Origin of the sequence: Micromonospora sp. WMMD987, assembly GCF_029581435.1 — a bacterium.
Lineage (GTDB): Bacteria > Actinomycetota > Actinomycetes > Mycobacteriales > Micromonosporaceae > Micromonospora > Micromonospora rifamycinica.
This window is the reverse complement of the sequence record NZ_CP120861.1, coordinates 5526521-5551050: the sequence shown is the minus strand read 5'-3', so window position 1 is coordinate 5551050 and position 24530 is coordinate 5526521. Positions and strand designations below refer to the sequence as shown.

At 73.0% G+C, this 24530-nt stretch carries 21 protein-coding genes, 1 pseudogene and 1 riboswitch; of the genes and pseudogenes, 11 read left to right on the top strand and 11 right to left on the bottom strand.

The window, feature by feature from the left end; all coding sequences use genetic code 11:
- Positions 1 to 14 precede the first annotated feature (14 nt).
- Positions 15 to 605: an ECF transporter S component gene (locus O7612_RS23355; RefSeq protein ID WP_282267352.1), complete on the bottom strand. Its 591-nt coding sequence runs from the start codon at positions 603 to 605 to the stop codon at positions 15 to 17.
- A 76-nt stretch (positions 606 to 681) separates the two neighbouring features.
- A riboswitch (TPP riboswitch) is annotated at positions 682 to 787 on the bottom strand.
- 158 nt (positions 788 to 945) lie between these two features.
- Here O7612_RS23355 and O7612_RS23350 point away from each other — a divergent pair.
- Both O7612_RS23350 and O7612_RS23345 read left to right on the top strand, forming a co-directional pair.
- Positions 946 to 1776 (top strand): alpha/beta hydrolase, encoded by an 831-nt coding sequence (locus O7612_RS23350; RefSeq protein ID WP_282267351.1) that lies wholly within the window; start codon positions 946 to 948, stop codon positions 1774 to 1776.
- A gap of 253 nt (positions 1777 to 2029) precedes the next feature.
- Entirely contained in the window at positions 2030 to 2533 is a 504-nt protein-coding gene (locus O7612_RS23345; RefSeq protein ID WP_282267350.1) for a DUF6328 family protein, read from the top strand.
- A 217-nt stretch (positions 2534 to 2750) separates the two neighbouring features.
- Here O7612_RS23345 and O7612_RS23340 read toward each other — a convergent pair whose 3' ends face one another.
- On the bottom strand, positions 2751 to 2918 hold the full coding sequence (locus O7612_RS23340; protein ID WP_172898462.1) for a hypothetical protein: 168 nt from the start codon (positions 2916 to 2918) through the stop codon (positions 2751 to 2753).
- Positions 2919 to 3172: 254 nt separating this feature from the next.
- Here O7612_RS23340 and O7612_RS23335 point away from each other — a divergent pair, with 254 nt between their 5' ends.
- A complete protein-coding gene (locus O7612_RS23335) occupies positions 3173 to 4420 on the top strand; it encodes a cellulose binding domain-containing protein (protein WP_282267349.1) in 1248 nt (415 codons plus the stop codon).
- 86 nt (positions 4421 to 4506) lie between these two features.
- Here the strand turns inward: O7612_RS23335 and O7612_RS23330 are convergent, their stop codons facing one another.
- From O7612_RS23330 to O7612_RS23300, 7 genes and pseudogenes are all read right to left on the bottom strand, one after another.
- On the bottom strand, positions 4507 to 6018 hold the full coding sequence (locus O7612_RS23330) for a cellulose binding domain-containing protein (protein ID WP_282267348.1): 1512 nt from the start codon (positions 6016 to 6018) through the stop codon (positions 4507 to 4509).
- Between the two features lie 114 nt (positions 6019 to 6132).
- Positions 6133 to 6738, bottom strand: a complete 606-nt coding sequence (locus O7612_RS23325; RefSeq protein WP_282267347.1) for a hypothetical protein — start codon at positions 6736 to 6738, stop codon at positions 6133 to 6135.
- A gap of 79 nt (positions 6739 to 6817) precedes the next feature.
- Positions 6818 to 7108, bottom strand: a pseudogene (locus O7612_RS23320) (metalloregulator ArsR/SmtB family transcription factor); the annotation flags it as partial.
- Positions 7109 to 7151: 43 nt separating this feature from the next.
- Positions 7152 to 8018: a metal ABC transporter permease gene (locus O7612_RS23315; RefSeq protein WP_282267346.1), complete on the bottom strand. Its 867-nt coding sequence runs from the start codon at positions 8016 to 8018 to the stop codon at positions 7152 to 7154.
- Positions 8019 to 8021: 3 nt separating this feature from the next.
- Positions 8022 to 8783, bottom strand: coding sequence for a metal ABC transporter ATP-binding protein (locus O7612_RS23310; protein WP_282267345.1), 762 nt, complete (start codon positions 8781 to 8783; stop codon positions 8022 to 8024).
- Entirely contained in the window at positions 8780 to 9739 is a 960-nt protein-coding gene (locus O7612_RS23305) for a metal ABC transporter substrate-binding protein (protein ID WP_282267344.1), read from the bottom strand. Before O7612_RS23305 ends, O7612_RS23310 begins: the two co-directional genes overlap by 4 nt.
- 54 nt (positions 9740 to 9793) lie before the next feature.
- Positions 9794 to 10051 (bottom strand): DUF6703 family protein, encoded by a 258-nt coding sequence (locus O7612_RS23300; RefSeq protein ID WP_282267343.1) that lies wholly within the window; start codon positions 10049 to 10051, stop codon positions 9794 to 9796.
- Positions 10052 to 10078: 27 nt separating this feature from the next.
- Between O7612_RS23300 and O7612_RS23295 the strand changes: the two genes are divergently transcribed.
- The 7 genes from O7612_RS23295 to O7612_RS23265 all read left to right on the top strand — a co-directional run bounded on the left by O7612_RS23295 (position 10079) and on the right by O7612_RS23265 (position 18071).
- Positions 10079 to 10420 (top strand): antibiotic biosynthesis monooxygenase, encoded by a 342-nt coding sequence (locus O7612_RS23295; protein WP_282267342.1) that lies wholly within the window; start codon positions 10079 to 10081, stop codon positions 10418 to 10420.
- Positions 10421 to 10644: 224 nt separating this feature from the next.
- The gene (locus tag O7612_RS23290; protein WP_282274011.1) at positions 10645 to 11118 is read left to right on the top strand and encodes a hypothetical protein; all 474 of its coding nucleotides are present in this window, start codon (positions 10645 to 10647) and stop codon (positions 11116 to 11118) included.
- Positions 11119 to 11233: 115 nt separating this feature from the next.
- Positions 11234 to 12613, top strand: coding sequence for a glycine--tRNA ligase (locus O7612_RS23285; protein WP_067307889.1), 1380 nt, complete (start codon positions 11234 to 11236; stop codon positions 12611 to 12613).
- A gap of 141 nt (positions 12614 to 12754) precedes the next feature.
- On the top strand, positions 12755 to 14425 hold the full coding sequence (locus O7612_RS23280; protein ID WP_282267341.1) for a hypothetical protein: 1671 nt from the start codon (positions 12755 to 12757) through the stop codon (positions 14423 to 14425).
- The gene (locus O7612_RS23275; protein WP_282267340.1) at positions 14418 to 15233 is read left to right on the top strand and encodes a hypothetical protein; all 816 of its coding nucleotides are present in this window, start codon (positions 14418 to 14420) and stop codon (positions 15231 to 15233) included. The genes O7612_RS23280 and O7612_RS23275 overlap by 8 nt, the downstream gene beginning before the upstream one ends.
- A 99-nt stretch (positions 15234 to 15332) precedes the next feature.
- Entirely contained in the window at positions 15333 to 16502 is a 1170-nt protein-coding gene (dusB, locus tag O7612_RS23270; protein WP_282267339.1) for a tRNA dihydrouridine synthase DusB, read from the top strand.
- Between the two features lie 183 nt (positions 16503 to 16685).
- Positions 16686 to 18071, top strand: coding sequence for a hypothetical protein (locus tag O7612_RS23265; RefSeq protein ID WP_282267338.1), 1386 nt, complete (start codon positions 16686 to 16688; stop codon positions 18069 to 18071).
- A 154-nt stretch (positions 18072 to 18225) separates the two neighbouring features.
- Here O7612_RS23265 and O7612_RS23260 read toward each other — a convergent pair whose 3' ends face one another.
- Positions 18226 to 18882, bottom strand: coding sequence for a C39 family peptidase (locus O7612_RS23260; RefSeq protein ID WP_282267337.1), 657 nt, complete (start codon positions 18880 to 18882; stop codon positions 18226 to 18228).
- Between the two features lie 732 nt (positions 18883 to 19614).
- Positions 19615 to 21408, bottom strand: a complete 1794-nt coding sequence (locus tag O7612_RS23255; RefSeq protein ID WP_282267336.1) for a family 20 glycosylhydrolase — start codon at positions 21406 to 21408, stop codon at positions 19615 to 19617.
- A 314-nt stretch (positions 21409 to 21722) separates the two neighbouring features.
- Between O7612_RS23255 and ppdK the strand changes: the two genes are divergently transcribed.
- Positions 21723 to 24512: a pyruvate, phosphate dikinase gene (gene ppdK / locus O7612_RS23250; RefSeq protein ID WP_282267335.1), complete on the top strand. Its 2790-nt coding sequence runs from the start codon at positions 21723 to 21725 to the stop codon at positions 24510 to 24512.
- The last annotated feature ends 18 nt before the right edge of the window (positions 24513 to 24530 follow it).

Sequence of the window (24530 nt, the reverse complement as noted above, 5' to 3'; positions counted from 1 at the left end):
TCGCCAGGGGAGGGTCAGACCAGGCTGCGGTCACGCCCGGCGGGGAACCGGTCCAGCACCCCGGTCTCGGCCAGCGCGCGGGTCAGGTACCAGCCGCCGACCCCGGCGACCACGGCGGCGCTGACCACGGTCAGTGCCGCGTACGGCAGGCGGTAGCTGGTCAGGGCGTACTTCGCGTTCCAGACGAAGAAGTCGAACAGGGCGGCGCTCAGCCCGGTCATCGCGCCGGCCAGCACCGCCACCGGCAGCCGGTACGACCGGTACCGGAACGCGGCGAAGGCCAGCTCCGCGCCGAGCCCCTGGACCAGCCCCTGGACGATGGTGACCCCGCCCCACTCCGCGCCGAGCAGCGCGGAGACGGTGGCGGCGACGGCCTCGCAGAACAGGGCCGCCCCGGGCTTGCGGATCACCAGGCCGCCGAGGACCGCCGGGACCAGCCAGACGCCGTACATCACGGCCTGGCTGGCCGGTGCGGCGGCGAACGCCGGGTCGGCGGCCTTCCAGACCAGGCCCCAGGCCCAGAAGATGACGCCGAAGGCCACGGCGATCACGGCGGCGACCACGATGTCGATGGTGCGCCACCGGTTGCTGTCGGTGTGCTTCATGTCGGTACTCCCAGTCCAGCGAGCGAACCAGGAGAAGACGCACGCCGCGTCCGGTGTGCTGCCGGACGGCGGCGCGGCTGGAGGTCGACCGAACTCCCTGCGCTGGCATTACCCAGATCAGGTTCGAGGGTCTGCGGGCGGTGCCCGCACTCTCAGCGCTGTGCGCTCCCCTGTCGGATGTGAAGTTGTCTCGGCAGACGCTAGCACCGACCTGCGGCAACGACCCAGCAGGCCACGGTTCCCGGCATTCGTCACCGGTCCGCCGGGCGTCCGGGTCGCCGGCCACCGGCGGGCGTCCGGCCGGGGCGCGGCACCGTCGGGGCTGGGTAGGCTGCCGGTCATGCGGGTGCCGGCGCGGGGACTGACGTTCGACGTTCGGGCGGGTGGCCCCGAGGGGGGCGAGGTCGTTCTGCTGCTGCACGGCTTCCCCCAGCACGGTGGGGAGTGGGACGCGGTGGTGCCCGCCCTGCACGCCGCCGGGCTGCGCAGCTACGCCCCCGACCAGCGGGGCTACTCGCCCGACGCCCGGCCCGCCGGGGTGGCCGGGTACCGGCTGCCGGAGCTGGTCGCCGACGCGGTGGCGCTGCTGGACGCGCTGGGCGTCGACGCCGCGCACGTGGTGGGGCACGACTGGGGCGCGATCGTCGCCTGGGCGCTGGCCGCCCGGCACCCGGAACGGGTGCGTACCCTCACCGCGGTCTCCGTGCCCCATCCGGCCGCCTTCGGGTATGCGCTGACCGCCGACCGGGGGCAGCGGGCACGTTCGGCGTACATGGCGTTGTTCCGTCGGGCGGGTCTGGCGGAGAAGGTGCTGCTGGCCTGGCGGGGGGCGGTCCTGCGCCGGTTGCTGGCGGGCGTCGGCGACCCCGCCCGGGTGGCCCGGTACGCCGGGCACATGCTGCTGCCGGGCGCGCTGACCGGGGCGCTGAACTGGTACCGGGCGATGGCGGGGCGGGACCTGAAGGTGGTCGGCCCGGTGCCGGTGCCGACCAGCTACGTGTGGAGCGACCGGGACGTGGCGGTCGGGCGTACCGCCGCCCAGGCGTGTGCCCGGCACGTGTCGGGGGACTACCGTTTCGTGGTGCTCCCCGGGGTCAGTCACTGGATTCCCGACCAGGCCCCGGGACCGCTGGCCGAGGCGATCCTGGCCCGGGTCCGCGGGGCCGGCTGACCTCTGCCGGACAGCCGGGTCACGCCCGATCCCGGTGGTGCCCCACCCCGGTGGTGCTCGATCCCGGTAGTAGTGGTGCTCGATCCCGGTAGTAGTGGTATCCGCGCGGAGGGAGGCCACTACGACATGGATCGAGCGCGATCTTGCGGAGCGGGGATCGTGAATCGGTTTCGGTCAGGTATCGATGGGGCACAGGCGTTGCTGCCGACGGGGACGCCCCCGCCGGCCGTACGTCTCACCCCGGAGGTAGCGCGTGTCGAAGGAATCCGAGAAGCAGCGCTGGCAGCGCAACTTCGCCGATCTGCTCCAGGAGCTGCGGGTCGCCCAGACCGGCGTGCAGATCCTCTTCGCCTTCCTGCTGACCCTGCCGTTCAGCAACGGCTTCACCCGGACGAGCGAGTTCCAGCGGGACGTCTACATTCTCGCGTTGCTGTCCGCCGCCGCGGCCACCGCGATGATCATCTCGCCGGTCGCCTTCCACCGGGCGCTGTTCCGCCAGGGCCGCAAGCCGGAGCTGGTCCGCTTCGCCCACCGGATGGCGACCGGTGGCCTGGCCTTCATGCTGGTCGCCATGGTGAGCGCGGTCCTGCTGATCGCCGACTTCGTGCTCGACACCGGCATCGCCGTGGTGCTCACCGTGATCACCGGCCTGTGGTTCCTGACGTTCTGGGTGATCCTGCCGTTCGTCCGGCGCAACTGGGGCGAGGACGACCTCGACGACGACGATGACGACCCGGTGGTGCTGACCGGCGACTGACCCGCCGGTGGGGTGGTGGGGGATGGTGTGGGCCGGGGGCTCACCCGGGCCGACGATGGCCGGGTGAGCCCCCGGCGCGTGGCGGGTGGGCTCCCGGCGCGTGACGGGTGAGCCCCGGCGCGTGGCGGGTGGTGGCCGGTGTGTGGTCGATGGTGGCCGGCGTGCGGCGGGTGGCGGCCGACGCCGGACGGGCGGCCGGTGCGGGCCGGCCGGTGCGTCAGCGGGCGACGGCCCAGGCCAGCACGGCCGCCAGGATGAGCCCGTTGAGCAGGGCCAGCACCAGGTACGCCTGTGGCGGGATCTTGCGTCCGCGCCGGACGAAGCTGACCAGCACGGCGGCGTACGCCAGCAGCAGCACGGCGATGACGATCAGGAAGTAGAGCACCGCACCACCCTAGACGAACCGGTGCCGGTGCCCGGCGGCCGACCGTGACCGCCCACGGGCCCGGCGGGACGCTTTCCGGCGGGTCGGGTCCACCCGTCGTGGCTGATCAGGGGACGCGGGGCACGGATCGACATCGAGTAGTATCGATTACTGTCCCTTCCTGTCCCGGATGCGCGACCGGCTCTGCGCCCCGGTGCGGGGCGCGGCGGTCGTCCAGGTGGGGGCGGGCCGGCACCAGCGACGAGGAGTGGACCATGAGAGCAGCGCGACGACGGGTCGCCGGACTGGGCGCGATCACGTTGGCGGTCCTGGCGGGCGGGGTGGCGGTCGCGGCCGGTGCCGGTGCGGCGGCGGCCGGCTGCCGGGTCGACTACCGGGTCAGCAGCGAATGGCAGGGCGGCTTCGGCGCGGACGTCACCATCACCAACCTCGGCGATCCGGTCTCCGGCTGGACGCTCACCTGGGCCTTCGCCAGCGGACAGCGGGTCACCCAGGCGTGGAACGCGACCGTCACCCAGAACGGGACGGCGGTCAGCGCGAAGGACGTGGGTTACAACGCCACCATCGCGACCGGGGCCGGTGTCAGCTTCGGCTTCAACGGGGGGTGGACCACCGCGAACCCGGTCCCCGCCGCGTTCGCGCTCAACGGGGTCTCCTGCACCGGTGCGACGCCGACCGCCACACCCTGCCCCCCGCCGTCCACCCCGGCCACCCCCACCCCGACGCCAACCCCCACCCCCACCCGGACGCCGACGCCCACCCCGACCCCCTCGACGCAGGCCAAGATCACCGTGTGGCTGGCGGGCGACTCCACGGTGGCCAACCCGTCGTCCAGCGGCGCCTGCCCGGTCGGCTGGGGCAACCAGTTCGGGCAGTACCTCAACGGCAACGCGACGGTGGTGAACAGCGCGGTCGGCGGACGCAGCATCCAGACCTGGCTGTACGACCCGAACGTCACCACCACGATGAACTCGGCCGGCGAATGCGTGATCAACCCGCAGACCTACTCGACCCGCTGGCAGGCCATGCTGAACGCCAGCGGCGGGATGAAGGCCGGCGACTACCTGTTCATCCAGTTCGGCATCAACGACGGCAGCGCCACCTGCAACCGGCACGTCGGCTCCGCCCGGTACAAGGAACTGCTCGGGGTGATGGCCCGGGCGGCCCAGCAGCGCGGCGCGTACCCGGTCTTCCTCACCCCGGCCGCCGCGATCACCTGCTCCGGCAGCACCGCCGTGGGCAACCGGGGCTTCCTCACCGAGACGTTCGACGCGGGCCGGGCCAACAACGTCCCTGTCATCGACCTGCACAAGCTGAGCTACACGCTCTACAACACGCTGCGGCTCTGCCCCAACAACGGCGACTACAACTCGGGCGCGGTCGGCGCGTTCTTCTGTGCCGACCACACCCACTTCGAGACGGCCGGGGCCCGGCAGATCGCCGGCGTGGTGGCCACCGCGCTGCGCAACCAGCAGCTCGGTCTCTCGGCCTACCTGCGGTGACGCGGTCCGGTCCGGGTGACCGGACCGGACACCGTGGTCGTCGGTGCCGTGGTCCGTCGCCCCGGGCGACGGACCACGGGCGACGGTCAGGACAGCGCGCAGGCGGTGCCGTTGAGGGCGTACCCGGTGGGGCGGTTGTTCGTGCCGGCGACGTCGGCGAGGAAGCCGAAGCTGACCGACGCGCCGGCCGCGATCGTGCCGTTCCAGCCGGCGTTGGTGGCGCGGACGGTGCCGCCGCTCTGCGTGTAGCTGGCGTTCCACGCCTGGCTGACCCGCTGGCCGTCGCTGAACGTCCACTGGAGCGTCCAGCCGTCGACCGGGGCCGTGCCGGTGTTGCGGATCGTCACCTCGCCCTGGAAGCCGCCCTGCCACTGCCCGGTGACGGCGTACCCGACGGCGCAGCCGGTGCCGCCGGCCGGCGGGGTGGTCACCGGGGGCGTGGTGGTGGGCGGCGCCGTGGTGGGCGGCGCCGTGGTCACCGGGGGCGGGGTGGTCACCGGGGGCGTGGTCGGCGGCGCGGTGGTCGTGGGCGGCACGGTGGTGGGGGTCGGCGTCGGGGTGGTGGACAGCTTCGCGGCGACGACCGGGGCGAGTCGGGCCGTGATCGCCCGGTGACCGGCGTCGTTGGGGTGCACCGAGTCGCTCAGCCCGTCGGCGGGCAGCCAGCCGGTGGTGTCCACGTAGAACACGTTGCGGTCGCCGGCCCCGGTGACCGCCGTGACGGCGGCGGCGGTCTCGGCGGCGTACCGGCCGCTGAAGGTGCGCAGCGCGAAGATCGCCGCACGCGGGTACCTGCTCCGCACGGTACGGATGAAGGTGGCGTACTGGTTCTGGAAGTCCGCGCCGCTCACCCCGTGGCTGCGGTCGTTGGTGCCCAGGTTGATCACCACGGCGTCCGCCTGGTAGCGGGTGAAGTCCCAGGCCGGGCTGTTGGCCGCGTACCCGGTCCGGAGGAACTGGCTGGCCACGCTGACGCAACCGTCGGCGGTCGCCACCAGGCAGCCGCCGCCGTAGCCGAGCTGGGTGTGTTCGGTGCCGAGCTGCTCGCCCGTCAGCCAGCCGTACGCGGTCAGCGCCGTCCGTGACGAGGTGGTGCCGAGGGTGATGGAGTCGCCGACGAACTCGATCAGCCGGGGTCGTACCACCGCCGGCAGGGTACGCGCGCCCGAGTCGAGGGTGAGCCCCTGGAACACCGCGTCCCCGGTGTAGGAGCCGGCGACCACCCGGTACGACACCACCAGCGTGTGGTTGCCGGCGCGCAGCGGGGTGGGGGTCAGGTTCACCGTGCCGCTGACGTTCGTCAGGTACCGGAAATCGGCCCCGTCGATGCTGTAGTAGAGGTCGATGGTGCGGCGTTGCCGCAGTTTGACCGTGGTGCCGGTGAACCCGGTCCGCAGGTAGGCACCGGCCCAGTTCGGCACGTACGCGGTGCTGTTGCTGCGGTCCCAGCGACCGACGAAGGCGATGTTCGCGTCGGTGGGGGAGCCGTCACCGGTGGCGGCGCTGGCCGGGGGCAGGCCGATGAGGGTGGCGGCCAGCACCGCCACCACCCCGGCGGCTCCCGCCGCGAGGATCGACCGACTGCGGGACACGGGCATGGGGACGCTCCCTCTCCGGGCCGTCCGTGCCGACGCACGCCGACGGCCTGCAGACCTAAGACATTTACCATCATCTAAGCCTGCGGGCCGGGGGGACACAACAGGTGACGGTGCCTAACGGCCGGCGCGCAGACCGAGTCGACGCAGCTCCAGGGCGGCGAGCGCGTCGACGGTGGCGTCGTCACCGCGTCGCCACGCCTGCGCCACGTCCGGATCGATCCGGGTCAGCCGGCGCAGCGGCTGGCTGGTCAGCGCGCGCAGCGCCAGCAGGTCCCGGCCGGCCGGGCCGGCGGCGAGGGCCTTCGCCGAGGCGGCCCGGCGCATCCAGCGCAGCCGCAGCGGCAGCCAGCCGAACAGCACCAGCCCGAGCGGGAAGACCAGCACCGCGACACTCAGCGCCAGGGCGAGCTGGCCGACCAGGTCCTGCTGGTCGCGCCCCGCCTCGGCCATCGCCCGGGCAGCGTCGGCGGCCTTGGTGAACGGTCCGGTCAGCTCGTCGCCGACCAGCGGCACCCGGCCCACCTTGCCGCCGGCGTCGGCCAGGTTGTCGGCGAGCCCACCGCCGGCCCCCTCCAACTTCCGCCCCGGTACGGCGAGCTTCTCCACCAGGTCGTACAGCCACAGCGCGAAGCGGACCGCCGCGTAGACCCAGACGACGACGAGCAGATCGGTGAGGAACTGACGGAGGGCGACCGGAAAACGGTCAGCGTAGATCTTCACGGCCGACAGCGTGCCACGACGCGGGCCGCCCGGCACCCCCCGCGCGGCCGGCCGCCGGCTCGCCGGAAGGTGACGCCCCCTCCCCGGCGTGACTGACCGCGTCCGCCACGATGTGCGCGACGTGCTCGTCGACCAGGGCGTAGGCGATCTCCCGGCCGCGTCGGGAGCCTCGCACCACTCCGGCACCGCGCAGCACCCGCAGGTGCTGGGAGACCAGGGGCTGCGGGGCGCCGAGCTGCTCGACCAGCTCGTGCACGCACCGCTCACCCTGGGCCAGCTCGCTGACGATCGCCAGTCGGATCGGGGCGGACAGCGCCCGGAGCAGCTCGCCCGCGCCCTCGAAGGCGTCGTAGCCGTGGGTGCCGGTCACCCCGTAACGGTAACCAATACCGGTGACGGCGCACCGGTCGGCGTCACCGGAGCACCACCTCGTGCGGTTCCGGGGTGGTGGCCACCGCCGGGGCGGACCGGCGGCGCAGCACCCGCCAGGCGGCGGCGGCCAACGCCACCACCAGGAAGGACGCGATCGCCAGCAGCACCACCGAGGCGCCGGGGGCGGTGTCGGCGGTGGCCGCCACCCAGACCCCCGCCCCGGCGGCGAACAGGCCGAGCGCCATGGCCGCCGTCATGGTGCTGCGGAAGCCCCGGGTGACCTGCTGCGCGGTGGCCACCGGGACCACCATCAGGGCACTGATCAGCAGCACGCCGACGGCGCGCATGGCGATGGTGACGGTGACCGCGGTGGCGACCGCCAGCACCATGTTCAGCGCCCGGACGGGCAGCCCGGCCACCCGGGCGTACTCCTCGTCGTGGCAGACCGCGAAGAGCGCCGGGCGCAGCGCCAGCATGAGCACCGCGATGGTCACGCCGAGCACCGCGATGGTGGTCAGGTCGGCGGCGGAGGTGGTGGTCAGCGACCCGAACAGGTAGGCGTTGAGGTTGGCGCTGCTGGCGTCGGAGAGCCCGACCAGCATCACCCCACCGGCGATGCCGCCGTAGAACAGCAGCGCCAGCGCCAGGTCGCCGGAGGTACGCCCACGGGCCCGGACCAGCTCGATGGTGACCGCGCCGAGGATCGCGGCGACCACCGCCACCAGCACCGGTGAGCGGTTGAGCAGCAGGCCGGCGCCGACGCCGGTGAGCGCGACGTGCCCGATGCCGTCACCGATCAGCGCCAGCCGCCGCTGCACCAGGTAGATGCCGAGGGCCGGGGCGGTCAGCCCGATCACCAGGGCACCCAGTAGCGCCCGCTGCATGAAGTCGTACTGGAAGAGGTCCATCGTTCAGCTGCTCCACAGCCCGGCGGGCTCCTCGGGACCGTGCGGGTGCACGTGGTCGTGGTCGGGCTCGGCGTGGTGCCCGGCCGGTTCCGGCACCGCGCCGTCGTGGCAGACGCCGCCCTGGTGCACCACCACGGCCCGGCTGATCAACGGTCGCAGCGGCCCCAGTTCGTGGGCGACCAGCAGCACGGTGCCGCCGGTGCCGACGAAGTCGTCCAGCGCCCCGGCGAACGCCTCCTGGCTGGCCGCGTCGACCCCGGCGGTCGGTTCGTCGAGCACCAGCAGCTCCGGCCCGCCGGCCAGGGCGCGGGCGATCAGGGTGCGCTGCTGCTGACCACCGGAGAGGGTGGCCACCGGGTCGCGGGCCCGGTCGGCGAGCCCGACCGCGCGCAGCGCCGCGTCCACCGCGGCCCGGTCGGCCCGGCCGGGCGGGCGCAGCACCCCCCGGCGGGCCAGCCGCCCGGACGCGACCACCTCCCGGACGGTGGCCGGCACGCCGCTGCCGGCGCCGAGCCGCTGCGGGACGTACCCGATCCGGTGCCACTGCCGGAACCGGCGCTGCGGGACGCCGAACAGCTCGACGGTGCCGGCACCCAGCGGGACCAGCCCGAGCACGGCGCGGATCAGGGTGGACTTGCCGGAGCCGTTGGCCCCCAGCACCGCCACCACCTCACCGGCGGTGACGGTCAACGAGACGTCCCGCAGCACCGGTCGGCCGTCGTAGCCGACCGAGGCGTGCCCGACCTGGATGACGGGTGTGGTCACGAGCACCCCAGGGCGGTACGGAGCGTGGTCAGATTCGTGCGCATCACCGAAAGGTAGTCCCCACCCCCGTCAACGGAGAGCCCTTCGATCGGGTCGAGCACCGCGGTCTTCGCGCCGACCTCGGCGGCGATGGTCTCGGCGACCTTCGGGCTGACCAGCGTCTCGAAGAAGATCGTGGTGGCGTTGTGCTCGCGGGCCTCCCGGGCGACCTCGGCCAGTCGCTGCGGGGCGGGCTCGGTGTCCGGGGTGAGCCCGGTGAGGCCGATCTGCTCCAGCCGGTAACGCTCGGCGAGGTAGCCGAAGGCGGCGTGGCTGACCACGATCTCCCGGCGCTGGCAGGTCTTCAGGCCGGCGCTGTACTCGGCGTCGAGCTTGTCCAGCTCGCCGCGGAGCGTCCGGGCCCGGGTGGTGTAGTCGGCGGCCCGGTCCGGGTCGACGGCACCGAGCCGTTCGGCGAGCTTGTCGGCGACGGTGGCCAGCCGGGTCGGGTCCAGCCAGAGGTGCGGGTCCTTGCCGCCGTCCTCCTCCCCGGCGTGGTCGGCCCCTTCCTCACCCTCGTGCTCGTGGTCGTGCCCGCCGGCTGTCGCGTCGCGCAACGGCACGACGGTGGTCACGTCGAGGGCCCGGTCGGCGGCGTTCTGCGCGACGGCCTCGTCCACCGCTGGCTGGAAGCCCTTGAGGTAGAAGACCAGCTCGGCCTCGCTGACCTGGCCGACCTGCCGGGGGTTGAGTTCCAGGTCGTGCGGTTCGGCGCCCGGCTTGGCCAGGTTGGTGACGGTGACCGCGCCGCCGCCGACCCGCTCGGCGACGTACTGGAGGGGGTAGAAGGCGGCGACCACGTCCACCCGGTCCGGGTCGGCTCCGGCCTGCGAGGTCGAGCAGGCGGTCCCGCCGGCCAGGACGAGCAGGGCGGTGGCGGCGGCGGTCAGGGCGCGGGTGCGGGTGCGGGCGGTCATGTCGGCAACTGTCCGTGAAAACGAGAATGATTGTCAAAAACGCATGAGTGCATGTCAGAAGAGCTTGACCAGGGCCACCGTGACCAGCAGCGTCACCATCACCAACCGGAGCAGCCGGGTCTGCGGCGCCTGCACCGGCCAGGTGACGGTGAGCAGGTAGACCAGCCCGGCGGCCAGCGCCAACAGCAGCACCCCGCCGACCGGGCCGGGCGCGAAGAGCGCCACCAGCACCAGCGCCAGGGTGGCGAGGAACACCGACGTGGGGTTCACCCGGGCCAACCGGGCCAACAGGGGGCGCTGCGTAGGCTGCATCCCACAGACTCTACGAGGAGGAACCCGGTGCTGGTCACCAACCGGTTCGTGGTCGCCGTCGAGGCGGCGGACGACTTCACCGTCCGGGCGCACGCCGCGCTGGCCGCGCTCGCCGCCCGCCCCGGCTACCGGCGCGGCGAACTGCTGCGTGCCCTCGACGACCCCCGGCACTGGTGCCTGCTCACCGAGTGGGAGTCGGTCGGGACCTACCGCCGGGCACTGGGCGGCTTCGACGTCAAGATCACCGCCGTGCCGCTGCTCGCCGAGTCGCTCGACGAGCCCTCGGCGTACGAGACGCTGGCCGGCGCCGCCCCCGACGGCGAGGTGGTGGTCGTGGACAGCGACCGGGCGGCGCGTCCGCACCGCTGAGCCCGATGGGGCGGCGCGTCCGCACCGCTGAGCCCGATGAGGCGGCGCGTCCGCAGCGTCGAGCCCGCGGGCACTACCCTGCTCCTATGACCGCTCCCGGCCCGGCAGCCCCACCGCCGTACCCCGCGACACCCGGCCCGGACGGCAGCCCGCCGCCGGCCGCCCCGGGCGTGCCCACCCCGCCGGGGGCCTCGGGGCCGCCCACCCCGACCGGTGACCCGGGGGTGCCCGCCCCGCCCCCCGGGCCGGGGGTGTCCCCGCCGTTCGCCGCCCCGCCCACCGAGGGCAGCCGCAAGCGGCTCTGGCTGGGGCTCGGCGTCGGGGCGCTGGCCCTGGTGATCTGCTGCGGAGGCGGTGGCGCGGCGGCCGTCGGGCTGGTGGTCAGCAACGTGCAGGCGATCGAGGAACAGGGCCAGGCGGTCACCGACGACTACTACCGGGCACTGGTCGACAAGCAGTACGGCAAGGCGTACGAGAAGCTCTGCGACGACGCCCGACGGCGGGAGTCCCGGGGCGAGTTCACCCGCCGGGTCGCCGAGGAGCCGGCCGTCGCCAGCTACCGGGTCGGCGACGTCGACCCGCAGACCCTGACCGTGCCCGTCGACGTCACCTTCAGCGGCGGCGGGCGGGGCACCCAGCAGGTCACCCTCGCCGCCGACCAGCAGACCGGCGGCATGGAGGTCTGCGGGGTCAGCTGAGCCGGCAGCGGTATTCTGCTGGGCCCGGGGCGCTGCTGGTCGTACCGTTGTCCCGGACCGTCCGGTCCCACCCACCTCGAAGCCACGCCGACCGCCAGCCGGCGTAGGAGGAAACATGCCAGCCGACCGTATCGACGCCGTCGTCAGCCTCGCCAAGCGCCGAGGCTTCGTCTTCCCCTCCAGCGAGATCTACGGGGGCACCCGGTCGGCGTGGGACTACGGCCCGCTCGGCGTGGAGCTGAAGGAGAACGTCCGTCGGCAGTGGTGGAAGGCCATGGTCCAGCAGCGCGACGACGTGGTCGGCCTCGACTCGGCGGTCATCCTGGCCCGCCGGGTCTGGGAGGCCAGCGGCCACCTCGCCGAGTTCGTCGACCCGCTGACCGAGTGCCAGTCCTGCCACAAGCGGTTCCGCGCCGACCACCTGGAGGAGGCGTACGCCGAGAAGCACGGCAAGCCGCTGACCTCGTTGCAGGAGCTGAACTGCCCCAACTGCGGCAACAAGGGCACCTTCACCGAGCCGAAGATGTTCAACGGCCTGATGAAGACCTACCTCGGCCCGGTGGAGAGCGACGAGGGCCTGCACTACCTGCGCCCGGAGACCGCCCAGGGCATCTTCGTCAACTACAACAACGTGGCGACCGCCGCCCGCAAGAAGCCGCCGTTCGGCATCGCGCAGACCGGCAAGTCGTTCCGCAACGAGATCACTCCGGGCAACTTCATCTTCCGCACCCGCGAGTTCGAGCAGATGGAGATGGAGTTCTTCGTCGAGCCCGGTTCCGACGAGCAGTGGCACGAGTACTGGTTGCAGGAGCGCTGGAACTGGTACCTCGACCTCGGCCTGTCCGAGGAGAACCTGCGCTTCTACGAGCACCCCAAGGAGAAGCTCTCGCACTACTCGAAGCGCACCGTCGACATCGAGTACCGGTTCCGCTTCGGCGGCACCGAGTTCGCCGAGCTGGAGGGCGTGGCCAACCGCACCGACTTCGACCTGTCCACGCACAGCAAGCACTCCGGCGTCGACCTGTCGTACTTCGATCAGACCAGGAACGAGCGTTGGGTGCCGTACGTCATCGAGCCGGCCGCCGGCCTGACCCGCGCGGTGCTGGCGTTCCTGCTCGAGGCGTACGACGAGGACGAGGCCCCGAACACCAAGGGCGGCGTCGACAAGCGCACCGTGATGCGGTTCGACCCCCGGTTGGCCCCGGTCAAGGTGGCGGTGCTGCCGCTGTCCCGCAACGAGGCGCTCTCGCCCAAGGCCAAGGGGCTGGCCGCCCAGCTCCGCAAGCGCTGGGTGGTGGAGTTCGACGACTCGCAGGCGATCGGCCGCCGCTACCGCCGGCAGGACGAGATCGGCACCCCGTTCTGCGTCACCGTCGACTTCGACACCCTCGACGACGACGCGGTGACCGTGCGGAACCGGGACACCATGGCCCAGGAGCGGGTGGCCCTTGACCAGGTCGAGCGCTACCTGATCGAGCGGCTGCCCGGCTGCTGACCCGGTCGCCGTCGTCCCGGCCCCGCCCCGCCGCCGGGGCGGGGCCGGTGTGCGTTCCGTCGATCTCCGGCCGTCCGGTCCTTGAGCCGGTGGGTGGGCCGTGCCAGCATTCCCGGTGCTGGATCTCTACCGGGGGTGTGCATGACGCGCGCGGCGCAACCTGACCACGACCACTCCCCGGACCGCCGACGGTTGCTGCGCCGGGCCGCGACGGTCGCCGCCGCCACCGCGGGCACCGGCGTCGCCGCCACCGTCGGCCTGCCCGGCACCGCCCGGGCCGACCCGGGCGACCACCTCACCATGGGTACGACCAACGACGCCGGCCCGGCGACCACCACGCTCGATGTCGGCTACGCCGGGCTGACCCTGCGCAACACGGCCGGTGCGCCCCTGCGGCTGGTGCCCGGCGAGCAGGTCTACCCGCAGGTGCTGGACTCGGCGACCGGCACCGTGGCGGTGGACCCGGTGGGTGACCTGTTCGTGCGGGCCGGCCCACCCGGCAACGAGGTCGACAGTTGGCTGTGGACGAGCGAGTGGGCGACCACCTCGGTCCCGGTGCGGCCGACCCGGGTGCTGGACAGCCGGGATCCGGATCTGCGCCGCACCATCGTGTCGGGGGCCTCGACGCTCGACCCGACCGGCCGGCTCACCCCCGGCAACCCGATCGTGCTCAGCCTGGACCACCTCGTCCGGGACGGCCGGGCCGTCAAGGGCAACGTGACGGTGGTCGGGATGACCGGCCCGGGCTTCCTGACAGCATGGGGCAGCGGCACCCGGCCGACCGCCTCGACGGTGAACTGGTCGGCCGCCGGTCAGATCCTGTCGAACTTCCTCTTCGCCGAGCTGGGCACCCTCGGCGGGTACCGCAGCGTGCTGACGGTGCAGGTCTCCGCGCCGACCCACGTGATCGTCGACCTGACCAGCCTGCTGGTCGGCCACCCGAGCCAGGTCGTCGCGGTCGGCGGCGGTGCCGCCGCTGCCGCGTCCCCGGTGGAGCCGGCCCGGGTGGCGGTCGCCCCCGGTGAGCCGGTCGTCATCGGCGTGCCGAACAGCCCCGGCGTCACCACGGTGACCAGTGCCACCCCGGACGGTGCCGCCACCCTGGCGCTGCGGAACCCGACCGGGGCGACGCTGGAGCTGACCCAGGCGGCCGGCCGCCGGTCCGGCGAGCTGGACGTGGGCGTCGTCGGCGTCGACCCGGGCGGGCTGTACGTCGGCGACGGCAGCTCCGGCGGGCACACCGCGTACAGCACGGCGAACGCGACGATGCTGGTGCCGGTGCCGCCGACCCGGATCCTCGACACCCGCAGCGCCGCCGGCCGTTCCCGGCTGCTGGAGGGCGCCGCCCGGATCGACGCCCGGGGCCGGGTGCTGGCCGAGACGCTGCTCGTCGTGCACCTGCGCGACCTCGTCGAGTACGGCGACGGGATGCTGGGCAACATCACCGTGGCGGACACCACCCGGGGCGGCTTCGCCACGGTGTGGGGCACCGGCAGCCTGCCCACCGCGTCCACCGTCAACTGGTGGACCGCCGGCCAGCTGCTGTCCAACGGGGTGATCACCCAGCTCGGCGACTACGAGACGGTCGACGGCGACCACTACCCGGACGTGGTCGGCATCTACCTCCAGAAGAGCGCGGCCGCGGTGGTCCTCGACGTGACCGGCCTGCTGGTCCACCACCCGGAGTCCGCCGTCGGCACCCCTCCGGGGCCGTTCCGCACCACCGCCGGCTCCGCCGGCCCCCGGGCGCGGGCCCGGGCGATCAGACAGGCCGCCGAGCGCGGTGGCCGGGAGGTGCGGGCCGATGCGTGACCACGGAACCCGGGAGCCCGACGGGTCGTCGGCCACCACCCGCCGCGCGGTCGTCCGGGCCGGCGTGGCCGCCGGTGTCGGCGTCGGCGCGGCGGCGCTGGTCGGCACGCCGGTCGCCGCCGCGCCCGGCGCTCCGGTCGTCGGCGGGCAGACCAACGACGCGGGTACGGCAGAGACGGTGCTGGTCGGCGGCTCGGCGGTGGACCCGACGCTGGCGCTGCGCGGCACCGGCCCGATGCTGCGGCTGTTCCCGACGCCGGAGAGCGCCATCCCGGCGGAACTGCCGACCGGTTCACTCGCCGTGACCCCGGTCGCCGATCTGGTCGTCGGTGGCCGGGGCGGCCGGCGGGCCTACGTCCACACGTCGCGCTGGGCCAACCGGACGGTCGCCGTCCCCCCGGTACGGCTGGTGGACACCCGGGCACTGGCCAGCTACTCCGCCAACGTCCTCGCCGGTGCCGACGGGGTGGTGTCGGGCAGGTTGCAGGCGGGCCGGACCCTGCACCTGACCCTCGGCCGGATCCCGTCGGTGCCGGACGGGGCGGCGGTCGGTGCCTACCTCAACGTCACCGTGGCGGACACGGTCGCCGGGGGAGTGCTCACCGCCTTCCAGGCGGGTACGACCAGGCCGGAGACCTCCTCGCTGAACTGGTGGGGGCCGAACCAGGTCCTGTCCAACCTGGTGGAGGTGCCGCTGGGCGCGCACGACGGCGACCCGTTCGCGTTCGCCGTGCACGTCCGCGCCGCCACCGCGGTGATCGTGGACGTCTCGGCCCTGATCCTGACCCGTCCGGGCCGGGGCTACTGACCGACGGTCGCCGTCGCGGTGTGGCTTCGCCCACCGTCGCGGCGGCGACCGGGTGACCGCCGGTGGGCGGTCCGTCGCCGGCATGGGATTCTGGGGTACGTGACCAGTCCCGCTCCGGTCCTGCGCCCGCTCACCGTCGGCCCCCACCAGGTGTGGCCGCCGGTGGTGCTCGCGCCGATGGCCGGCATCACCAACGTCGGTTTCCGGCAGCTCTGCCGGGAGCAGGGCGGTGGCATCTACGTCTGCGAGATGATCACCACGATCGCGCTGGTCCAGCGGAACCCGAAGACCCTGCGCATGATCGCCTTCGGTGTCGACGAGCGGCCACGCAGCCTCCAGCTCTACGGCACCGACCCGGAGGTCACCGCAGCGGCGGTGCGGATCGTGGTGGAACGGGACCTGGCCGACCACATCGACCTGAACTTCGGCTGCCCGGTGCCGAAGGTGACCCGTCGGGGCGGCGGGTCGGCCCTGCCCTGGCGACGCCGGCTCTTCGCCCGGCTGGTCCGGGCCGCGGTGGACGCCGCGTCACCCGCCGGGGTGCCGGTCACGGTCAAGATGCGCAAGGGCATCGACGACGACCACCTGACGTACGTCGAGGCGGGGCTGGCCGCCCAGGACGCCGGGGTCGCGGCGGTCGCCCTGCACGGGCGGACGGCCGCGCAGCGCTACTCCGGCACCGCCGACTGGGACGCCATCGCCACCCTCAAGCAGGAGCTCGACGTGCCGGTGCTCGGCAACGGCGACATCTGGGAGGCCGACGACGCGTTACGGATGGTGGCCCACACCGGCGTGGACGGGGTGGTGGTGGGCCGGGGCTGCCTGGGGCGGCCGTGGCTCTTCGCCGACCTGGAGGCCGCGTTCGACGGTCGTCCGGAGCGTCGGTTGCCGACCCTCGGCGAGGTCGCGGTGACCATGCGGCGGCACGCCGAACTGCTGGTGGACCAGTTCACCGCCGGTTCGCGCACGCCGACCCGGGGTGAGCGGGACGGCTGCACCGACTTCCGCAAGCACGTCGCCTGGTACCTGAAGGGCTTCCCGGTCGGCAGTGAACTGCGCCGGGAACTCGCCATGATCGAGACCCTGGCCCAGCTGGACGACCTGCTCGGCAAGCTCGACGCGACCGAGCCCTTCCCGGTGGCCGCCCTCGGCCAGCCGCGCGGCCGGACGAACTCCCCCGGCAAGGTCTTCCTGCCCGAGGGCTGGCTGGCCAGCCGGGACGACGACTCTGTCCCCGAGGGCGCCGAGCTGGACGACTCGGGCGGCTGAGGCCACCGGCGGCGTCGCCCGTCGGGGCGCGCACGGCGAAGGGCCGACCCCTCGGGGTCGGCCCTTCGGCCTCGTGTTTTGACCATCGTGGGGATTTGTGGTGGTCGAGGTCTAGCGGAACAGGGAGAACCCTGTCCATGATCTGAGTTCTCACACAAAGATCATCAATGGGCAGGGTTCTCGATGAGGAGCGTAGCGGCTACCGGTGCCGGTGACAGCGAGCTGGGCCGGATCTTGTTGGATGCGTGGCGGCGGGAGTTGTACGAGGGTGTCCTCGTGTCGCGGTCGAGGACGTTGTTCTCGCTGGTCGATGAGCTGGCCGCGGACCAGGGACGGTGTGGCTGCCCGGCGCATCTGTCGCTGGGCACGGTCACCGGGCACGCCGCGGCGTACCGGGCGTTACGCGACGGCGAGATCGATACCGGCCGGGCGTTGCGGGCGGCGTGCCGGATCGCCGCTCGGTCCGGTCTGCCCCGGGTGTATGCCGTCGATACCACCGCGTGGCCCCGGCCGAACGCAGCCACCAGCCCGGACCGGCAACCGCAGTACACCCCAGGCGGCCCGCGTGGTGCGGCGCTGATCAAGACCGGGTGGCGGTATCAGCACGTCGTCCGGTTGACGCTGACCCCGGACTCGTGGGTCGTGCCGGTCCTGGCCGACCGCATCACCTCCGACGACGACCTGGTCGAGGTCACCGTCGGCCACATCGCACAGATCTGCGCAGCCGACGGCGCCCGCCCGGGCGACCCGTCGCTGTTCCTCCTCGATTCCGGCTATCCCGCGGCCCGGATCACCCACCTGATCCGCGAACGCAGGATTCCCGCGGACGTCCTGGTCAGACTCGCGACCTCGCAGACCATGTGGACCAGACCCGAACACCGGGCCGCCCACCCACTCGGAGGCCGGCCCCGCCGACACGGATTCCGGCTGACCCTGCGCGAACCCGACCTGACCCCGGACGCCGGTGTCAGCGGACCACTCGACATCTACGGCACCGTCACCGTCCGGGCCTGGCACCAGGTCCACCCCAAACTCACCCGCGCCAGCCGCGGATTCACCGGCCAGACCACCCTCCCGATCGTGGAAGGCACCGTGCTCCTCGCCCGGGTCCAGCACCTACGCCCCAGCCGCCGCGCCGGCGACCTCGCACTCTGGTACTCCGGCACCCGCCGCGACCTACTCACCCTTGTCATGACCTACCTGACCCGCTACGACATCGAGCACTACTTCCGCCACCTGAAGACCACCGCCCACGCCCCGGACTTCCACCCCCGCCAACCCGACACCCTGACCACCTGGCTCCGCCTACACGCCTACGCCTACCTCCACCTGTTCTGCACCCGCACCCACCTCACCCACCACCGGCTGCCCTGGGAACCCACCACCACCACAACCCCCACCCCCGGCCAGACCCGCCGACAGGTTTCGCCCGCTCTCCGCAACGCCTGGCAACCACCAGGCCACCCGAAACCCGGACACCCCGGACCCGGACGCCCCGCCGGAAAACGCCGCAAACGCCGAACCCGCTACCCCGTCATCCGCCGCAACGCCATCCACAAGGGCAAATAACACCCCACCCCCACACCACCACGAACACCCACACCACACCACCACGAACACCCACACCACACCGCCAGACCACCCTGCCCACACAACGGTCAAAACACGAGGGCGAAGGGCCGACCCCTCGGGGTCGGCCCTTCGGCATGCCGGGTGCAACGGGTCAGGAGGCGTAGCCGCGGCTGGCGATCCAGTGGGCCAGCTCGTCGACGTCGATCCGGTAGGCGGCGGTGTCCGGGTTGGCGGAGTCGGCGATCGTCACGACCCGCCCACCGTCGCGGTAGCCGACGACGCTGATGTAGTGCCCGCCCTCGAAGGAGTGGGCGTTGCCGTCGGTGTCGGTGGCGGTGCCGGCGATGTTGGCGACCACGGCGCGGCCGTCGTCCACCGCCCGGACGATGTCGGCGCGCAGCTGCTCGACGCGCTTGCCGTCGACCTTGCCCGCCGGGATCTCGGTGCTCCGGTAGGCGTCCTTGCGGCCGGTCTCCTTGTTCAGGATCGGGGTGATGTCGTTGATGCTGTCGGTGCCGCTCTCGGTGGTGCCCATCTCCTTGGCCATGGCGTCCACGTCGATCTTCTTGCCCTGGACGCTCAGCGCGTTGCGGGCGGCGGCGGGACCGCAGTAGTAGAAGTTCGGCTGGGCGGCGTAGTCGACCTTCAGTTCCCGCTCGCCGGTGGGCCGGCGGTCGGCCTGCGCCACGGCGGCGGGCCGGTTGGTCTCGGCGGCCTGCGCGGCCAGCGCGGGGCCGGCGATGCCACCGGCGGTGAGGGCCAGGCCGGCAGCGGTCAGCACGGTCTTGCGCAGGATGTCGGTACGCATGAAGGGGGTGCTCCTCTGCATCTCGGGGGTTCCCGCGCGGTCCCGCAGGGGTGCGGGACGCCACGCGGTCGTGCCGCATCGACAGGTGAAGAGGAAGATCGGACCGGCGATCGTGGGGATGCCGGTCGGGGGAGACACAACCGGCCCGGTGGTTCAGACATTCCCCGGCCCGCTTCCGGGCCGGGGGCCGGCCGGGGCGATCGCGGATACCGGGTGTAACGACCCCGCCCGCCCGACGATTCCGCCGTGCGGGTGGCCCCCGTCACCCGCCGGTGGGCTGTCCGTCACCGGTACGCCGCCGCGACGCCCGGTCGTCGGCAACCTCCGAATCCGGTCACCCAGCGTCACAAGTAGCCCGCCATGCCACTCACCCCTCCACCCCCTTTGCTCTGCTGCCCTCCCCGCGACGGTTACCTGAGGTGTCTGGTGCGCATGTGGCAGCAGAGCAAAGGGTGCGAGCGGGGTATGTGGTGGTTGTCGAGAGGCGATGAGTATGGGCAGTTCAGGGCGGGTGAGGGGGTGGTGGAGGTCCCTGGGCCGACGCCAGAGGCGGTCACTCCACGTGAAATGCGAGCCTCGGTGCCCGATGTGACTGAACGTGGTTGGAGGGTCGATCCCGCGGCAGGTCGGCGAGTCCGCCGGGCACCGCACGCCGGGCAAGGCCGACGCACGACGACCGCCGGAGAGTCGGCAGGTCGGAGGTGAGCGGCCGGGCTCGGAGGCGAAGGGTCGTCAGGGGGTGTCGGGTGCGGTGAGGTTTCGGCCCCGTTCGGGCCGGCCGGGCGCGGGATTCCGGTACGTGCCAGCGGGGCCGGGGAGATGCCCGCCGACCGACGCGGCGGGCCAGGGGATCTCCGGGGACGGGTGGAAGGCGATGCCGGCGGCGTGCCAGCGGGGGCCGTGGGCGGCGAGCCGGCCCCGGAAGCCGGCCCAACCCCGGGTCGACGGCGCGGACCAGGCCACCTCGGCGAGGGCGGGCAGGCGGGGGAAGAACAGGAACTCGATCTCGGCCAGCGAGGTCACCGACTCGGTCCAGAGCGGGGCCTCCAGGCCGAGCACCGCCTCGGCGGGGACGCCGGTCAGGTGGGTGGCCGGATCCCAGTGGTACGACCGGTGCACGTCGATCAGGCCCGCCCAGTCGTGTCCGAGCGGGGTGTCCGGGGCGTACTTCATGTCCAGGTACGCGTGGTTGCCGGGGGAGAGGATCAGTCGCGCGCCCCGGCGTACCGCCTCGGCCACGGTGGGGTCGTCGCCGTCGGTGCCCCACCACTGGAGCACCCGGCCGTCGACCTGCCCGGCGGGGGCGATCTGGTGCCAGCCGACCACGGTCCGGCCGAGCCCGGCGACGATCCGCTGCACCCGCTCCACGAAGCCGGTGTACGCCGCCCCCTTCACCTTGTACGCCTCGTCACCGCCGATGTGCAGCCACGGCCCGGGGGTCGACGCGGCCAGCTCGCCGAGCACGTCGGCGACGAAGTCGTACGTCCGCTCGTCGGTGGGGTCGACGTGGCTGAAACCGACCTCGGTGCCGGTGTACGGCGGCGGCGCGACCTTGTCCGGGGCGAGTTCGGGGTACGCGACCAGCGCCGCGTTGGTGTGACCGGGCAGGTCGACCTCGGGTACGACGGTGATGTGCCGGCGGGCGGCGTACGCGACGATGCGCCGGTAGTCGGCGGCCGTGTACCAGCCGCCGGGGCCACCGCCGACCTCGGTACGCCCGCCGACGGCGGTCAGCCGGGGCCAGGAGTCCACGGCGATCCGCCAGCCCTGGTCGTCGGTGAGGTGCAGGTGCAGGTGGTTGAGCTTGTACCGGGCCAGGTGGTCGAGCACCCGGCACACGTCGTCGACCCCGAAGAAGTGCCGGGCCACGTCGAGCATCGCGCCCCGGTAGGGGAAGCGGGGGCGGTCGACGATCGTCCCGCCGGGCACCACCCAACGCTCGGCCACCGGGGTCCGGCTCTCCACCGCCGTGGGCAGCAGTTGCCGCAGCGTCTGTACGCCGTGGAAGAGGCCGGTTGCGGTGTCGGCGGTGATCCGTACCCCGTCGGGGTCGACGTCGAGTCGGTATCCCTCGTCGTCCCCGGGCGACGCCGCCGACGTGCGGGGCGCCGCGGCGGCCAGGGTGAGCCGCAGCGGACCCGGGGCGGTCGGCAGGTCGGCGACCGGGAGCGGGTAGCCGGTGGCCGGGCGGAGCAGCTCCGCGAGGTGCTCCGCGACCTCCCGGGCGGCCGGGTCGGCGCTCACCCGGACCGCCGCGTCGGTGGGAAGGACGAAGTCGGCGTCCGGCCGCGGGCGGACCGACGCGGGCGCGGGCACCACGTCCCCCAACCCGACGGTCGGCCGGGCGAGCAGCCGGCCGGCGGCCTCCGCCGCGCTACGGGCCAGCGCGGTCGCCGACGGCACCACCGTGGGCGGTGTGGCCGGCGTCGGTCCGCCGGAGGCGGGGGCGGCCGGGGTCGGGTCGGCGTCGGCCCGCCGCGGCTGCTCGGGGACGGGGGCGACGCCGGTACGTGGGGTGCGCGACACGGGGCGGCTCCGGGAGGTGTATTCGCGAGGGATATGGCAAAGGTCAGGTTTGGCGAAACCGGTGACGTCAAGGGTACGAGGGGAAACCGGAATTGCGTGAACGTGCGCATGGAAGCGTTCCCAGAAACCCGCGCGAACGCGGATAGTCGTGACGGCTGTGCCTATTGTCACCGAACGGTCCCAGCCCGCCCGATGTTCGCTTAACCTTCGCCCACCGATCGCTGACCAGGCCGGATGGTCTGAGGTCAGCCCCGGGGTAGGTCAGAACTGAACCTTCGTTAAGTGTCAATTCCGGCGCGCGTGGGAGGCTTCTGGTGACAGCGCGAGAGAAGGCTGGCGACAAGTACGTCTACGACTTCGCCGAGGGCAACAAGGAACTCAAGGATCTGCTCGGCGGCAAGGGGGCCAACCTCGCCGAGATGACCAACCTCGGCCTGCCGGTGCCACCCGGTTTCACCATCACCACCGAGGCATGCAAGGCCTACCTGGCGACCGGGCGGGAACCGGACGGGCTGGCCGGGCAGATCGAGGCCCACCTGGAGGCGCTGGAACGCGAGATGGGCAGACGCCTCGGCGATCCGCAGGACCCGCTGCTCGTCTCGGTACGCTCCGGTGCCCGGTTCAGCATGCCCGGCATGATGGAGACCGTCCTCAACGTCGGCCTCAACGACCGCAGCGTCGTAGGACTCGCACGCCAGGCTGGCGGCAGCGTGGGTCAGGCCGCCTCCGGCGGCAGCGTGGGTCAGGCCGCCTCCGGCGGCAGCGTGGGTCAGGCCGCCTCCGGCGGCAGCGACCGGTTCGCCTGGGACTCCTACCGCCGGCTCATCCAGATGTTCGGCAAGACCGTCTGCGAGGTGCCGGGCGAGGAGTTCGAGCACGCCCTCGACGAGGCCAAGCGCGCCAAGGGCACGCACGACGACCTCGACCTCGACGCCGACGACCTGCGCGGGCTGGTCGAGACGTACAAGAAGATCTTCGCCAAGCACACCGGGCGGGAGTTCCCGCAGGAGCCGCGCGAACAGCTCGACCTGGCGATCCGGGCGGTCTTCGCGTCGTGGAACGCGGAGCGGGCGATCCTCTACCGCCGCCAGGAGCGCATCCCCGCCGACCTGGGCACCGCGGTCAACGTGGTGGCGATGGTCTTCGGCAACCTCGGCCCCGACTCCGGCACCGGGGTCGCCTTCACCCGCGACCCGGGCAGCGGCGCGCAGGGCATCTACGGCGACTACCTGGCCAACGCCCAGGGGGAGGACGTCGTCGCCGGCATCCGCAACACGGTGCCGTTGCAGGAGCTGGAACGGCTCGACCCGACGTCCTACCACGAACTGCTCGACATCATGGCCCGGCTGGAGGGGCACTACCGGGACCTCTGCGACATCGAGTTCACCATCGAGCGGGGCAAGCTCTGGATGCTCCAGACCCGGGTGGGCAAGCGCACCGCCGCCGCCGCGTTCGTCATCGCCGGCCAGCTCGTCGACGAGGGCCTGATCGACCTGGACGAGGCGCTGCACCGGGTCAACGGCGCCCAGCTCGCCCAGCTCATGTTCCCCCGTTTCCAGCTCGACCACGACTTCGAGGCGGTCGCCCGGGGCATCGGGGCGTCCCCGGGGGCCGCCTCCGGCGCGGTGGTCTTCACCTCGGCCCGCGCGGTCGAGCTGGCCGCCGAGGGGAAGTCGGTGATCCTGGTCCGCCGGGAGACCAACCCCGACGACCTCAACGGCATGATCGCCGCCCAGGGCATCCTCACCTCGCGCGGCGGCAAGACCAGCCACGCCGCCGTGGTGGCCCGGGGAATGGGCAAGACCTGCGTCTCCGGGGCCGACGGGATCGAGGTCGACGTGCCGGCGAAGCGGTTCACCGTCGGCGGGCACACCGTCGTCGAAGGCGACGTCGTCTCCATCGACGGCACCACCGGCCGGGTCTACCTGGGCGAGGTGCCGGTCACGCCGTCGGAGGTGGTGCAGTACTTCGAGGGCAGCCTCGACCCGGAGCGGACCAACGACGCGCTGGTCCGGGCCGTACACCGGATCATGACGCATGCCGACACCCGACGGCGGCTGGCCGTACGGACGAACGCCGACACCGGGGCGGACGCGGCCCGCGCCCGGCGCTTCGGTGCCGAGGGCATCGGCCTGTGCCGCACCGAGCACATGTTCCTCGGCGACCGGCGGGAACTGGTGGAGCGGCTGATCCTCGCCGCCACCGACGCCGACCGCACCGACGCCCTCGCCGCGCTGCTGCCCCTGCAACGCCAGGACTTCGTGGAGATCTTCCGCGAGATGGCCGGACTGCCGGTCACCGTCCGGCTGATCGACCCGCCGCTGCACGAGTTCCTGCCCCCGCTGGAACAGCTCGCGGTCAACGTCGCCGTCGCCCAGGAACGCGGCGAGGACGTCGCCAAGGAGGAGGCGCTGCTCGCCGCCGTCCGACGGATGCACGAGGAGAACCCGATGCTCGGGCTGCGCGGCGTGCGCCTCGGCCTGGTCATCCCCGGTCTGTTCGCGATGCAGGTCCGCGCGATCGCCGAGGCCGCCGTCGCGGTCACCCGCGACGGGGGCACCGCCTGCCCGGAGATCATGGTCCCGCTGGTCGGCGCGGTGCAGGAGCTGGAGACGGTACGCACCGAAGCCGAGAAGATCATCGCCGAGGTGGTCGGGGACAGCGGCGTCGAGGTGCTGATCGGCACCATGATCGAGGTTCCCCGGGCGGCGCTGACCGCCGGCCAGATCGCCGAGGCGGCGCAGTTCTTCTCCTTCGGCACCAACGACCTCACCCAGATGGGCTGGGGCTTCTCCCGGGACGACGTCGAGGGCGCGTTCTTCTGGCGCTACCTGGAGCTGGGCATCTTCGGCATCTCCCCGTTCGAGTCGATCGACCGCGACGGGGTCGGCCGGCTGGTCCGGATCGCCGCCGAGGAGGGCCGGGCCGCGCGCCCCGGGCTGAAGCTCGGCGTCTGCGGCGAACACGGCGGCGACCCCGACTCGGTGCACTTCTTCCACGAGGTGGGGCTGGACTACGTCTCCTGCTCGCCGTTCCGGGTGCCGGTCGCCCGGCTGGAGGCCGGCCGGGCCGCCATCGAGACCACCGGCTCCGACAGCCGCTGACCGCCCGCGACGCCCACC